Source organism: Muricoccus radiodurans, from assembly GCF_050154705.1.
Taxonomy (GTDB): Bacteria; Pseudomonadota; Alphaproteobacteria; order Acetobacterales; family Acetobacteraceae; genus Roseomonas; species Roseomonas radiodurans.
The window spans coordinates 5,859,567-5,872,918 of sequence record NZ_CP189561.1; the positions used below are offsets into that span (position 1 = coordinate 5,859,567).

The 13,352-nt window shown below is 73.7% G+C and carries 9 protein-coding genes; 6 read left to right on the forward strand and 3 right to left on the reverse strand.

The annotated features are described in order from the left end of the window. The first annotated feature begins 61 nt into the window (after positions 1-61). The 4 genes from ACP6CK_RS27235 (at position 62) to ACP6CK_RS27250 (ending at position 8,007) form a co-directional block, all read left to right on the forward strand. Positions 62-1,537 (forward strand): Ppx/GppA family phosphatase, encoded by a 1,476-nt coding sequence (locus tag ACP6CK_RS27235; RefSeq protein ID WP_426959988.1) that lies wholly within the window; start codon positions 62-64, stop codon positions 1,535-1,537. A gap of 51 nt (positions 1,538-1,588) precedes the next feature. Next, positions 1,589-3,460 (forward strand): CHASE3 domain-containing protein, encoded by a 1,872-nt coding sequence (locus ACP6CK_RS27240; RefSeq protein WP_426956473.1) that lies wholly within the window; start codon positions 1,589-1,591, stop codon positions 3,458-3,460. Further along, on the forward strand, positions 3,450-6,536 hold the full coding sequence (locus tag ACP6CK_RS27245) for a PAS domain-containing protein (protein WP_426956474.1): 3,087 nt from the start codon (positions 3,450-3,452) through the stop codon (positions 6,534-6,536). The genes ACP6CK_RS27240 and ACP6CK_RS27245 overlap by 11 nt, the downstream gene beginning before the upstream one ends. 160 nt (positions 6,537-6,696) lie before the next feature. Further along, a complete protein-coding gene (locus ACP6CK_RS27250; RefSeq protein WP_426956475.1) occupies positions 6,697-8,007 on the forward strand; it encodes an O-acetylhomoserine aminocarboxypropyltransferase/cysteine synthase family protein in 1,311 nt (436 codons plus the stop codon). A gap of 91 nt (positions 8,008-8,098) precedes the next feature. Here ACP6CK_RS27250 and ACP6CK_RS27255 read toward each other — a convergent pair whose 3' ends face one another. Both ACP6CK_RS27255 and ndk read right to left on the reverse strand, forming a co-directional pair. Then, positions 8,099-9,067 (reverse strand): D-2-hydroxyacid dehydrogenase, encoded by a 969-nt coding sequence (locus ACP6CK_RS27255; RefSeq protein ID WP_426956476.1) that lies wholly within the window; start codon positions 9,065-9,067, stop codon positions 8,099-8,101. A gap of 88 nt (positions 9,068-9,155) precedes the next feature. Next, positions 9,156-9,578 carry a nucleoside-diphosphate kinase gene (ndk, locus tag ACP6CK_RS27260; RefSeq protein WP_426956477.1) on the reverse strand — a complete coding sequence of 141 codons (423 nt, stop codon included), beginning with the start codon at positions 9,576-9,578 and terminating at the stop codon, positions 9,156-9,158. A gap of 131 nt (positions 9,579-9,709) precedes the next feature. On the opposite strand from ndk, the gene ACP6CK_RS27265 reads away from it, so the two are divergent. Then, a complete protein-coding gene (locus ACP6CK_RS27265; protein WP_426956478.1) occupies positions 9,710-10,081 on the forward strand; it encodes a hypothetical protein in 372 nt (123 codons plus the stop codon). Positions 10,082-10,088: 7 nt separating this feature from the next. Here the strand turns inward: ACP6CK_RS27265 and nhaA are convergent, their stop codons facing one another. Next, positions 10,089-11,294 (reverse strand): Na+/H+ antiporter NhaA, encoded by a 1,206-nt coding sequence (gene nhaA / locus ACP6CK_RS27270; RefSeq protein WP_426956479.1) that lies wholly within the window; start codon positions 11,292-11,294, stop codon positions 10,089-10,091. Between the two features lie 136 nt (positions 11,295-11,430). Here nhaA and ACP6CK_RS27275 point away from each other — a divergent pair, with 136 nt between their 5' ends. Next, on the forward strand, positions 11,431-13,311 hold the full coding sequence (locus tag ACP6CK_RS27275; protein WP_426956480.1) for an ABC-F family ATP-binding cassette domain-containing protein: 1,881 nt from the start codon (positions 11,431-11,433) through the stop codon (positions 13,309-13,311). The last annotated feature ends 41 nt before the right edge of the window (positions 13,312-13,352 follow it).

Genomic DNA, 13,352 nt, shown 5'->3' on the forward strand with positions numbered 1-13,352 from the left:
GACGCCGCTCCAGACGGCCCTGCCGGGCCTCGTCGTCCTGCCGGGTTCGGGCGATCGGGCCATGCCGGTGCCGCCGCGCGTCGGCGTGGTGGACCTCGGCTCCAACTCCGTTCGCCTCGTCGTCTTCGAGGGGCTGTCGCGCAACCCCGTCGCCGTCTTCAACGAGAAGGCGGTGCTCGGCCTCGGCCGCGGCCTGCACGCGAGCGGCCGGCTGAACCCCGCGGCGGTCGAGAGCGCGCTGACCATCATGGGACGCTACCTCGCCATCGCGCGGGCGATGGGGGCCGCGCCGATCGAGGTGCTGGCCACCGCCGCGATGCGGGACGCGTCCAACGGCCCGGCCTTCGCGGAGGCGCTGCGCGCGCGGATGCCCGGCGTCCCGCTCCGCATCCTCTCCGGCCCGGAGGAGGCGGCGATGTCGGCGGAGGGATTGCTGCTCGGCATCCCCGGCGCGGACGGCATCCTCGGCGACATCGGCGGCGGCTCGCTGGAGGTGGTGGACCTCGTCGGCGGCGGGGTCGCGGCCTCGGCCAGCCTGCCGCTCGGCGTCATCCGCCTGAACGACCGGTCCGAGGGCAGCCCGACCCGCGCCCGCGCCATCGTGGAGGAGACGCTGAAGACCGTGCCCTGGCTCGCGCGGGGGCAGGGGAGGGACCTCTACCTCGTCGGCGGTGCCTGGCGGGCGCTGGCGAAGATCCACATGGTGCAGACGAACTACCCGCTCTCGATCGTGCACCACCTCGTGCTGGGTAGGGAGGAGGCGCGGGACCTCTGCGCCGTCGTGATCGGGGCGGCCGAGAAGCCGGCGCGGTTGCCCGGCGCGCCGGCCAAGCGCGCGGCCGACCTGCCCTATGCCGCCGTCGCGCTGCGGCGCCTGCTGCGCGCGACCGGCGCGCGGCGCGTGGTCTTCTCCGCCAACGGCCTCCGGGAGGGGTGGTACGCCCGTCGCCTGCCTCCGGCCGTGCGGGCGGAGGACCCGCTGCTCGCGGCCGGGCGCGATCTCGGCCTCCGATTCGGCCGTGACCCCGCCCTGCCGCCAGCCCTCGCAGCCTGGACGGCACCCCTCTTCGCCGACGAATCCCCGGCCGACGCGGCGCTGCGCGTGGCGGCCTGCTGGGTCTCGGACACCGGCAGCCACGACCACCCGGACTACCGCGGGGAGCAGGCCTTCCTGCGCGTGCTCCGCCAGCCCGGCGTGGGGTTGGACCATCATTCCCGCGCCTTCCTCGCCCTCGCCGTCGCGCTTCGCTACGAGGCGACGGAGGCGGCGCTGCTGGCGCCGGCGCGCGCCCTGCTTGGTGGAGCGGCGCAGGCGCGGGCGGAGCTGCTCGGGGCGGCGCTGCGCCTGGCCTACACCCTGTCCGGCGGCACGCCCGCCCTTCTGGCCGGCACGGCGCTGGAGCGCCGCGGCGGGCGGCTGGTGCTGCGCCTGGTGGAGGGAAGCGGCGTCTTCGCCGGGGAGAGCGTGCAACGCCGGGTGGACAGCCTCGCGGCGGCCGCGGGGCTGGAGGCGGCGGTGGAGGTGGCCCGGGGCTGACCCGCCCCGCCGGCCCCGTGTAGGCTGCGCGGTCCCTTCGGAAGGACCCTCTTGCCCGCCGCCCCATCCGCTTCGCCGGCCCGGTCGCGTCTGGCCGGGCTCTGGCCCCTGCTGGCCGGCGTGGCGCTGCTGCTGCTGGCCGCCGCCGGCACGGGCTGGTTCGCCTGGCGTCAGGTGGAGGCTGGGGCGACGGTCCGTCGCGGGCTGGAGCGGGAGGCCCGCCTCTCCCGCGTCCTGAGCCTTCTGCAGGACGCGGAGACCGGGCAGCGCGGCTTTCTCCTGACCGCCGAGGACGGCTACCTCGAGCCCTATCGCAATGCGACGGCGGCGCTGGAGCCAGCGCTGGACCGCCTGCCCGTTGCGCCGGAGGAGCGGCCCGAACTGGAGGCGCTGCGCGCCTCCGTGGCGGCGAAGCTGGCGGAGCTGCGGGACACGCTGGAGCGCGCGCAGGCCGGAGACCGGGAGGGGGCGCTCGCGGTCGTCCGCGCCGATACCGGCCTCGCCGCGATGGACCGGGCCCGCGCGGCCATCGGGGCGCTCCAGGCTTCCGGCCAGCGCCGGCTCGTCGCCAATTTCGCCCGCGCCGACGCCAATGGCCGCGCGCTGCTGGTCGCGGTCTCGACCGTGCTGGTGCTGGCGGCGCTGCTCGGCGCCTTCGCGTTGGTGGATGCCTGGCGCCGGGCCCGCGACGCCGAGCGGGACCGCGACGCCGCGATCGAGGCCAGCGACCGCCTGCGCGCGGAGGTCGAGGAAAGGGCAGGGCTGGAAGAACGGCTGCGACAGTCCCAGAAGATGGAGGCGGTGGGACAGCTGACGGGCGGCATCGCGCATGACTTCAACAACATGCTCGCCGTCGTCATCGGCAACCTGCACCTGCTGCGCCGCCGCGCCGCACGGGGTGAGACGGACCTGTCCCGCTTCGTCTCCGGCGCGCTGGACGGGGCGGAGCGGGCGGCCGCCCTGACGCACCGGCTGCTCGCCTTCGCGCGGCTGCAGCCGCTGGCGCCCGTGCCACTCGACGCGAACCGGCTGCTGGCGGGCATGGGCGAGCTGCTGCGCCGCAGCCTCGGGGAGACCATCCGCGTGGAGTTCGTCCGCGCCGGCGGGCTCTGGATGGCGCATGCCGACCCGAACGGGCTGGAGAGCGCGGTGCTGAACCTCGCGGTGAACGCGCGGGACGCCATGCCCGGCGGCGGCCGGCTGACGCTCGAGACGGCCAACGCCCATCTCGACGATGCCTATGCGGCCGAGCATGAGGGCGTGCCGGCGGGCCAGTACGTCATGGTCGCCGTGACCGACACCGGCACCGGCATGCCGCCCGATGTGGCCGCCCGCGCCTTCGACCCCTTCTTCACGACGAAGCCCGCCGGGCGCGGCACGGGCCTCGGGCTGTCCCAGGTCTACGGCTTCGCGCGGCAGTCGGGCGGCCACGTGAAGGTCTATACCGAGGCCGGCGCCGGCACGACGGTGCGGCTCTACCTGCCCCGGCACGTCGGGCCAGAGGCGGCGCCGGCCGCCCCGACGACCTCGCCCGTCATGCTTCCGCCGGGCCGGCCGGAGGAGGCGGTCCTCGTCGTCGAGGACGAGGAGCGGGTGCGGCAGTTCATCGTCTCCGCGCTGCGGGAGCTCGGCTACACCGTGCTCGGCGCCGGCAGTGGGGCGCAGGCGTTGAAGCTGCTGGACGGCCACCCGGACCTGCGCCTGCTGCTGACGGACGTGGTGATGCCGGACCTGAACGGGCACCAGCTGGCGCAGGAGGCGCGGCGGCGGCGTCCGGGGCTGCGCGTGCTGTACAGTTCCGGCTACACACGCAACGCGATCGTCCACAACGGCACGCTGGATCCGGGGGTGCAACTGCTCTCCAAGCCCTTCACCCTGGAAGCCCTGGCGACGAAGGTGCGGGAGGTGCTGGATGCCCCGTGACGGGGGCGCCTCGGTCGTCGCGTCCCCACGGGGGGCGGGCATCCGCACGCGGCTGGTCCTGCTGGCGCTGGCGGTGATCCTGCCGGTGCTGGGCTTCGCGGGGCTGGCCACCTGGCGCTTCGCCGGGGCGCAGCGGGACGGGCTGGAGCGCAGCCTGATGGGCCGCACCCAGACCCTTGCCCGCGCGCTGGACGCCGAGATCGCCGGCCTGACCGTGACGCTGCGCGCGGTCGCCGCGACCGCTTCCTTCCAGGAGGGCGACCTGAACCGCGTGTGGCGGCACATGGCCGCCGTCGCCCGCGACCTGGGCGGCGCGATGTCGCTGCGGGACGCGGAGGAGCGGCTGGTGCTCTACAGCGCCGTCGCCCCGGGCGAGCCGCTGCCGGACATGCCGCCCCCGCCGGGGCTGCACGCGGTGGCGACGGGCGGGCAGCCGCGCCTGCTCGACCTGATCCGGGGACAGCCGAGCGGCCAGCCGGTCTACGCCGTCTGGCTGCCGGTCCGGGACGGGGCGGGCCGGCTCTGGCTGATCGGTGCCGGCTTCCGGGTGGACCGGCTGGTGGAGCTGCTGCGGCGCGAGGTGCCGGAACCCGGCTGGACCGCCGCGCTGGTGGACCGGGAGAACCGGGTCATCGCCCGGACGGTCCGGCCCGAGCAGACGATCGGCACCGAGGCCCATCCGCGCTTCGCGACGCATCTCGGCCAGGTCTGGCGCGCGACGAATGCGGAGGGCCGGGAGGTCGTGGCATCGACGCTGCGCGCGGCCTCTGGCTGGCTCGTCGGGATCAGCATCCCGGCGGCGCTGGTGGACGCCCCGGTGCAGCGGGCGACCTGGGCGCTGGCGGCGGTCGGTGCCGCGCTGCTCGGCTGCGCCACGCTTCTCGCGCTCGTCGCCGCGCGACGGATCGCGGGCGCCATCCGGCACCTGTCGGAGGCGGCGCGGGCGCTCGGCGGCGGCGCGCCGGTGCCTCCCGTCCATACGGCGCTGCGGGAGGTGGACGAGGTCGGCGCCGTGCTCGCCGAGGCGGCGGCGACGCTGGCGGCGGGCGAGGCGGCGCTGCGCGAACGCGAGGCGCAGCTGGCCCGCACGCAGCGCCTCGCGCGGGTGGGTGGCTTCGAGATCATCGTCACGCCAGGTGGCGGGCCGGGAGGGCGGACGGAGTTCCGCAACATCCGGTCGCCCGAGTACCTCGCATTGCACGGCCTGGGGCCGGAGAGCGCCGACGAGCCGCACGAGGCCTGGGAGCGTCGCATCCATCCGGAGGACCGCGCCCGTGTCGCCGGTGAGTTCCTGGCTGCCGTCCAGGGCCGTGGCGACGGCTACCGCGCGGAGTACCGCATCGTCACCACGGCCGGGGAGGAGCGCTGGATCTCCGCGCTGGCTGAGATCGAGCGCGATGCGGAGGGTCAGGCCCGGCACCTGCGCGGCGTGCATGTCGACGTCTCCGCCCTTCGCCGCGCCGAAGCGCGGGTGGCAGAGCACGAGGCGGAGCTGGAGGCCGCGGAGGAGCGGCTGCGACTGGCGCTGGAGGCCGGCGGGCTGGTGGCCTTCGACCTGGACCTGGACGCCGAGATCGGCGTCTGGTCGCCCGGGCATTTCGACTTTCTCGGCGTGCCGGTGCCGCCGGATGGCCGCGCCAGCATGGCGGCGTGGCGGCCGCTGGTGCATCCCGACGACCGGGCGGCCATGCGGGCCGCGCGGGACCGCGCGGTCGCGGAGGGTCGCACCTACGCGGTGGAACACCGCATTCGCCGGCCGAAGGACGGAGCCTGGCGCTGGATCGCGGTGACCGGACGGACGCTCGCCGGCACGCGCCGCTTCGTCGGCGTCTATGCCGACATCACGGAGAGGCGCGAGGCCCAGGCGGCGCTGGAGGCCCGCGTGCGCGAGGCGGTGGATGCGGCGGAGGCCGCGCAGGAGCAGCTCGCCCAATCCCGCAAGCTGGAGGCGCTGGGGCAGCTCACGGGCGGCGTCGCGCACGACTTCAACAACCTGCTGCAGGTCGTGACCTCGGGCGCCGCGCTGCTGCGAAAGCGCGCGGTCGTCGCGAACGATCCCGGCGCGATGCGCCTGCTGGAGGGCATGACGAGCGCGGCGGAACGCGGTGCGTCCCTGACCCAGCGCATGCTCGCCTTCGCCCGGCGACAGGAGCTGCGGACGGGCGCGGTGGACACGGCCGCGCTGATCCGCTCGATGCGGGAGATGCTCTCGCGCAGCCTCGGCCCGCAGGTCCGGCTGGAGCAGGATCTGCCCGAGGATCTCTGGTGGGTGATGACCGACCCGAACCAGCTCGAACTCGCCATCCTCAACCTCTGCGTGAACGCGCGGGACGCCATGCCGCCCGACCGCTACCCGGAGGCCCGCCTTCGCGTCGCCGGCCGGAACCGGCCGGGCGATGCGACGACGGACTCCCCGGTGCCGGGCGACGCCGTCGTCCTCTCCGTCACCGATCACGGGATGGGCATGGACGCGGAGACGCTCGCGCGGGCGATGGAGCCCTTCTTCACCACCAAGGGCGTGGGGCGCGGCACGGGGCTGGGCCTGTCCATGGTGCACGGGCTGGCCGCACAGTCCGGCGGGGCCCTGCGCCTGCACAGCGTGCCGGGGGAGGGGACGACCGCCGAGATCTGGCTGCCCCGCGCGCCGCTGGGCTCGGAGCCCGCGCCCGGTCCCGTCTTCGTGCCGCCGGCCCGCCCGGCCTCGCGGCCGCTTTCGGTGCTCGTGGTGGACGATGACCCGCTCGTGCTCGCGAGCACGGCGGCGCTGCTGGCCGATCTCGGCCACGCCTCGCGCGAGGCCGCAACGGCCGCGGCGGCGCTGGAGGCGTTGGCCGCCGGGCCCCTGCCGGATCTCGTGCTGACGGATCACGCCATGCCCGGCATGACCGGCACAGAGCTCGCCGCGCGGCTAGCCGTGCTTTACCCCGGGCTGAGAATCATCCTGGCCTCCGGCTACGCCGATCTGCCGGAGGGAACAGTCGTCGGCGTGCCCAGGCTCGACAAGCCCTTCGGACGCGACCTGCTCGCGCGCGCCCTGGCCTCGGTGATGGAGGATGGTGCCGGATCCTTGCCGTAGTGCGAAACGCCCGAAGGTTGCGACTTCGCGACGCACGTGACGTGAATGTTGTTGCAGCGCCGCGAGGAAGTGCGGAACCCTTCGGCCCGCTCCAACGCCCACGGTCGCGCGGGCGCGTTGCGGGCTGCCGAACGGCCAAGACGGGCAGGAGACAACCCAAATGACGAGCCGCCACCCCGAGACGATCGCCCTGCACGCGGGCTGGCGGCGCGATCCCGCCACCAAGGCCGTGGCGGTGCCGATCTACCAGACCACCTCCTACCAGTTCGACGACGCGGCGCACGCGGCACGGCTGTTCGCGCTGCAGGAGCTGGGCAACGTCTACACCCGCATCATGAACCCGACGAACGACGCGCTGGAGCAGCGTATCGCGGCGCTGGAAGGCGGGGCGGCGGCGCTGGTGCTCGCCTCCGGCCAGGCGGCGACGGCCTTCACGATCCAGAACCTGGCCCATGCGGGGGACAACGTCGTCTCCTCGACCGACCTGTATGGCGGCACCTGGAACATGTTCGCGAACACATTTCGCGACCAGGGGATCGAGGTGCGCTTCGTGGACCCCGCCGATCCGGAGGCGTTCCGCCGCGCGACCGATTCCCGCACCCGCGCCTACTACGCCGAGACCTTGCCGAACCCGAAGCTGGAGGTCTTCCCGATCGCGGAGGTGGCCGCCATCGGTCGGCCGCTCGGCATCCCGCTGATCATGGACAACACCGCGGCCCCGCTGCTGGTGCGGCCCTTCGACCACGGCGCGGCCGTCGTGATGCACTCCACCACGAAGTACATCGGCGGCCACGGATCGAGCATCGGCGGCGTCGTCATCGACGGCGGCAACTTCGACTGGGCCGCGCATCCCGAGCGCCAGCCGGCGCTGCACCGGCCCGACCCGTCCTATCATGGGGCGGTCTGGGTGGAGGCCGCGAAGCCGCTCGGCCCCATCGCCTACATCCTGAAGATGCGCGTGACGCTGCTGCGAGACCTCGGCGCGTCGCAGAGCCCGTTCAATTCCTTCCTGACGCTGCAAGGGCTGGAGACGCTGCCGTTGCGGATCGAGCGGCACTGCGCGAATGCGGAGGCGGTGGCCGACTTCCTGGCGGGGCGCCCCGAGGTGTCCCGCGTCATTCACCCCAAGCACCACCGCGGCGTCGCGGCGGCGCGGACGGAGAAGTATCTCACGCGCGGCCATGGCGGGTTGCTCGGCTTCGAACTGGCCGCCGGTGCGGAGGCCGGGCGCCGCTTCATCGACGCGCTTCAGCTCTTCTACCACGTCGCGAACATCGGGGATTCGCGGAGCCTCGCGATTCATCCCGCCACCACGACCCATTCGCAGCTGTCCCCGGAGGAGCAGCTGAAGACGGGTGTCTCGCCGGGCTATGTCCGCCTGTCCGTCGGCATCGAGCACATCGACGATATCCTGGCGGATCTGTCCCAGGCGCTGGACGCGGCGGGCACGGTTCGACAGGCGGCGGAATAAGGAAAGACCGGGGGGAAGGTATTCCCCCCGGACCCCCGTCTTTTTTTCGGGCCGCCGCGGAACCGATCTGAACCGGTCCGCGGCGGGCCGATCAGACGATCTGGTTCTTCAGCGCCGTCTCGCCGCGCTGCAGGCGGCCGATGTTCTCGATCAGGATGTCGATGACTGAATCCTCGTAGCGCTGGGTCTCGCCGGCGCTGTGCGGGGTGATGAAGACGTTCGGTAGCTCCCAAAGCGGGGAGGAGGCGGGCAGCGGCTCCTCGACCACGCAGTCCAGTGCGGCGCCGGCGATCTGGCCGTTCGTCAGGGCCGCGATCATCGCCGGCTCGTCCACCACCTTGCCGCGCGCGACGTTGATCAGGCGGGCCGAGGGCTTCATCGCCGCGAAGGCCGCCGCGTTCATCAGCCCCATCGTCTCCGGCGTCAGCGGGCAGGTGAGGGCGACGAAGTCCGCCTGTGGCAGCAGCGCCGGCAGGTCGGCCATGGCGTGGACGGAATCCGCGCCGTTCATCCCGCCGGCGGGATCGCGGCGGACGCCGATGACCTTCATGTCGAAGGCCTTGGCCAGCCGCGCCAGCCGGCCGCCGATGCGCCCGAGGCCGACGATGAGCAGCGTCTTGCCGCCCAGCTCGTCCTCGCGCTGCGGGATGTCGCCGATCATGCCGCGCCAGAAGTGCTTCGCCTGGTTGTCGCGCGCCATGGGCAGCAGTCGGGCCATCGCGAGGATCAGTGACATCGCGTGTTCCGACACGGCGTTGGCGTTCACGCCCTGGGCGCTGGCGAGCCGCACGTTGGCGGCGCGGAAGGCGGCCTGGTCATACTGGTCCACGCCGGCGGAGATGGACTGCACGAAGCGCAGCTTGCCCGGATTCTCCAGCACCGCGTTGCGCCAGAGGCCGGAGACGCAGATGACGTCGGCCTCCACCCCGCGGGCGAGAAGCTCGTCCGGGCTGCCGACCTGGATCGCGTGGAGGCCGGTGCCCCGGGCGTCGAAGCGCGCCTTCATCTGGTAGGCGGCGTGGACGAAGAGGATGGACGGGGCGTCCGGGAAAGCGGGCACGGCGGGACCTCGGCTGGAGTGCGCGGCCAGTATCCCCGTGCGAAGCGGCCCGGCAAGGCGGGGGTTCCCCGCCTTGCCGGGAAAGCTGTCAGCCGACGATTTCGTGGCCGGCGAAGAAGTAGGCGATCTCGGTCGCCGCGTTCTCGAGGCTGTCGGAGCCGTGCACGGAGTTCGCCTCGATGCTCTCGGCGAAGAGCTTGCGGATGGTGCCCTCGGCCGCGTTGGCGGGGTTGGTGGCGCCCATGATCTCGCGGTGGGCCGCCACGGCGTTCTCGCCCTCCAGCACCTGCACGACGACGGGGCCGGAGGTCATGAAGGACACGAGGTCCTTGAAGAAGCCGCGCTCCCGGTGCACGCCGTAGAACGTCTCCGCCATCTCCTGCGTCATACGGATGCGGCGCTGGGCGACGATGCGCAGGCCCTTCTCCTCGAAGACCGCGTTGATCTTGCCGGTCAGGTTCCGGCGGGTCGCGTCGGGCTTGATGATGCTGAAGGTGCGCTCGGTGGCCATGGGGCGTGTTCCCTGTCTCTGTGGCGCGCCGGGTAGCCGGGGGGCGACGGCGGCGCAAGGGGAACGACCGGGAACGGGTGCAACCCGGGCCGGCGGCGCGGGTTGCCACCGCGAATCGATGGAGGGCGGCCATGGCCCGAATCTCCCCTGCCGGCCTGCTCCTGCTGCCCGGACTGCTCTTGGGCGGCGCGGCGCTGGCGCAGCCGGCGCCGACCGGACCAGCGGCACCGGGGCCGACGGCGCCCGCCCCGGGGCCGACTGGCCCCGACGGTCCGGCCTCTCCCGCGCCCGGCCCGACCGTCCCGGCCCCGGAGGCGCCCGCCGCGCCGGCACCCGCCTCCGCCACGCCGAATCCCATGGTGGTGCCGCGCGGCGACCCGGGGCCGACCACGGCGGACCGGGACATCGTCCGCCCGGCCCCGCCCCCCGATCCGGCCCCGAGCGCGATGCCGCTCGTCGTTCCCCCCAACCTGGACGACCCGAACCGGCCGCAATCGCGCTGACCGGGGCTCAGGTGCGGGAGGGGGTGGCCGGCACGTCGGGCCGCGCGATGCGCAGGACGGCGTAGCCGAGCAGGCCCGAGAGCAGCGACCCGCCGAGGATGCCGATTTTTGCCTCGTCCTGCAGGACCGCGCTGCCCGGGAAGGCAAGGAGGGCGATGAAGAGGCTCATGGTGAACCCGATCCCGCAGAGGAGGGCGGTGCCGAAGAGCTGCGCCCAACTCGCCCGGGACGGAACATCGGCCCAGCCCAGGCGGATGGTCAGGGCGGCCGCCCCGAAGACGCCGACCACCTTCCCTGCCAGCAGCCCCAGCCCGACACCCAGGGTGACGGGCGCCACCAGGGCCGAGCCGGGCAGGCCGAGGAAGGCCACGCCCGCATTCGCGAGACCAAAGACCGGCAGGATGAGGAAGCCGACCGGCACGTGCAGCGCGTGCTCCAGCCGGTGGAGGGGGCTTGCCGCGTCATCGGGGGCGCCGGGCCGGGCGCGCAGCGGAATGGTCAGGGCCAGCGCCACGCCCGCGAGGGTGGCGTGGACCCCGGACCGGAGCACCAGCACCCAGAGCGCGAGGCCGAGCAGGAGGTAGGGCAGCAGCCGCAGCACCCCCGCCCGGTTGAGCGCGATGAGCACTCCGAGCACGGCCGCCGCGCCGGCCAGATCCAGCAGCGACAGCCCGGATGTGTAGAAGAGGGCGATGATCACCACGGCGCCGAGGTCGTCGAGAATGGCCAGCGCCGTGAGGAAGATCCGCAGCGAGGAGGGAACCCGGTCCCCGAGCAGGGAGATGACCCCGAGCGCGAAGGCGATGTCGGTGGCGGCCGGGATGGCCCAGCCGCGCAGGGTCTCGGGCGTGCCGGCGTTCAGCGCGGCGTAGATCACGGCCGGCACCGCCATGCCGCCCGCCGCCGCGATGCCCGGCAGCATCCGCCGCGGCCAGGTGGAGAGCTGCCCGTCCAGCACCTCTCGCTTGATCTCCAGGCCGACGAGCAGGAAGAACACCGCCATCAGCCCGTCATTGATCCAGTGCCCGACCGAGAGCGGGCCCAGATACGCGTGCAACAGGGCGTTGTAGCCGGCCGCCAGCGGCGAGTTGGCGATGGCGAGAGCCAGCGCCGCCGACCCCATCAGCACCAGCCCGGCGGAGGACTGCCCGTCCAGGAAGCGCCGGAGGGCGCTGGGGCGGGGTGACTGTGCGGCGGGAATCGGGGGGGCCATCGGGCGTCCTGGCATGGGGGCCGGGGCCCTAACACGGGGTCCCACGGGCAGAACGGGAAATCGAGGGTTCCTCCCGGATTCGTCGCCGGCGGGATCGGCATTCCGCCGGGCGGCGCGCCGGTCTAGAAGCCGCCGCATGACCGTCCTCACGATCCGAGACCTGACGATCCGGATGGCCGGGCGCGTCCTGCTAGACGGCGCCGGGCTGCAGCTCGACCCCGGCCGGAAGCTGGGCCTTGTCGGGCGCAACGGCGCGGGGAAGTCCACCCTGTTTCGCGTCCTGACCGGGACCCTGCAGCCCGATGGCGGAGAGATCCGCATCGCGGCCCGCGCCCGCATGGCCCATGTGGCGCAGGAACAGCCGGGCACCGATGTCTCCCTGATTGACACCGTCCTGGCCGCCGACACGGAGCGCGCCGCCCTGCTGGCGGAGATGGAGCATGGCGACCCCTCCCGCGCCGCCGAGGTGCAGGAGCGGCTAATCGCCATCGGCGCCGACGCCGCGCCGGCCCGGGCGGCCTCGGTCCTGTCGGGGCTGGGCTTCGACGCCGCGGCCCAGCAGCGGACCGTCGCCGAGTATTCGGGCGGCTGGCGGATGCGGGTGGCGCTGGCCTGCGCCCTGTCGCTGGAACCCGACCTGCTGCTGCTGGACGAGCCGACGAACCACCTCGACCTGGAGGCGACGCTCTGGCTGGAGGGCTGGCTCCGCCGCTTTCCCGGGGCCGCCATCATCATCTCCCACGACCGGGAGGTGCTGGACGAATGCGTGGACAGCATCGCCCATCTGGACCGGGGGAAGATCACGACCTACCCCGGCGGCTATTCCGAGTTCGTCCGAATCCGGACGGAACGGATGGCGCAGCAGGCCGCGGCCAACGTGAAGATCGCCGCCGAGCGCGCCCACATGCAGGCCTTCGTGGACCGCTTCCGCGCGAAGGCGAGCAAGGCGCGCCAGGCCCAGTCCCGCCTGAAGGCGCTGGAGAAGCTGCCCCCCATCGTCGCCACGGTGGAGGACGGCCCGACCCGCTTCGAGTTCCCCCAGCCGCCCGAGGTGCCTCCGCCGATCCTGACGATGTTCAAGGCCCGCGCCGGCTACGGCAACCGCGTGGTGCTGCAGGATCTGGAGCTGCGGCTGGACCAGGATGACCGGATCGCGTTGCTGGGGGCCAATGGCAACGGCAAGTCCACCCTCGCGAAGCTGATCGCCGGCAAGCTGGAGCCGATGGGCGGCGAGGTCCGCCGCGCCCCCCGGCTGAAGATCGGCTACTTCGACCAGCACCAGGCCGAGGCGCTGAACCCCGACGGCACGCCGCTGAGCCACATGCAGGACGCCATGCCGAAGGCGACGGTGACGCAGGTGCGCGCCCAGCTCGCCCGCTTCGGCCTCGACGTGGACCGGGCGACGACGAAGATCAGCGACTGCTCCGGCGGGGAGAAGGCGCGGCTGCTGCTGGCCCTGACCACGCGCGACGCCCCGCAGCTCCTCATCCTCGACGAGCCGACGAACCACCTGGACATCGACGCGCGCGAGGCGATGGTCCGCGCGCTCGCCGACTACAACGGCGCGGTGGTCCTCATCACCCACGACCCGCACATGGTGGAGCTGGCGGCGGATCGGCTCTGGCTGGTGGCGGACGGTCAGGTGAAGCCCTTCGACGGCGATCTGGCCGACTACAAGGCCTGGCTCGCCGGCCGGGCGCGGGAGGCGCGCAGCGAGGCCCGCGCCGCCGCGCGCGGGGATGACGGCCCCGCCCGGCCCACCGCCGCGTCCCGCGCTGCCGCCCGCGCCGCCCAGGCGCCGCTGCGGGAGCGCGTGAAGGAGATCGAGGCGCGGATGGAGAAGCTGCGGTTGGAGGAGGAGCTCCTGGCCCGCAAGCTGTCCGACCCCGCGAGCTATGCCCGCTTCAAGCCCTCCGACATCGTCTGGGCGAACACCCGCCGGAAGGCCATCGCCGACGTCACGGCGAAGCTGGAAGAGGAGTGGCTGGAACTCTCCGAGAAGCTGGAGGCGGCCTGAGCGCGGCACGCCGGGGCTGGACGCCGCCTCCGCCAGGTTCG

Coding starts and splice junctions, on each gene's coding strand:
- ACP6CK_RS27235 (WP_426959988.1), top strand. CDS start 62: ATGCCGGTGCCGCCGCGCGTCGGCGTGGTGGACCTCGGCTCCAACTCC.
- ACP6CK_RS27245 (WP_426956474.1), top strand. CDS start 3,450: ATGCCCCGTGACGGGGGCGCCTCGGTCGTCGCGTCCCCACGGGGGGCG.
- ACP6CK_RS27250 (WP_426956475.1), top strand. CDS start 6,697: ATGACGAGCCGCCACCCCGAGACGATCGCCCTGCACGCGGGCTGGCGG.
- ndk (WP_426956477.1), bottom strand. CDS start 9,578: ATGGCCACCGAGCGCACCTTCAGCATCATCAAGCCCGACGCGACCCGC.
- ACP6CK_RS27265 (WP_426956478.1), top strand. CDS start 9,710: ATGGCCCGAATCTCCCCTGCCGGCCTGCTCCTGCTGCCCGGACTGCTC.
- nhaA (WP_426956479.1), bottom strand. CDS start 11,294: ATGGCCCCCCCGATTCCCGCCGCACAGTCACCCCGCCCCAGCGCCCTC.
- ACP6CK_RS27275 (WP_426956480.1), top strand. CDS start 11,431: ATGACCGTCCTCACGATCCGAGACCTGACGATCCGGATGGCCGGGCGC.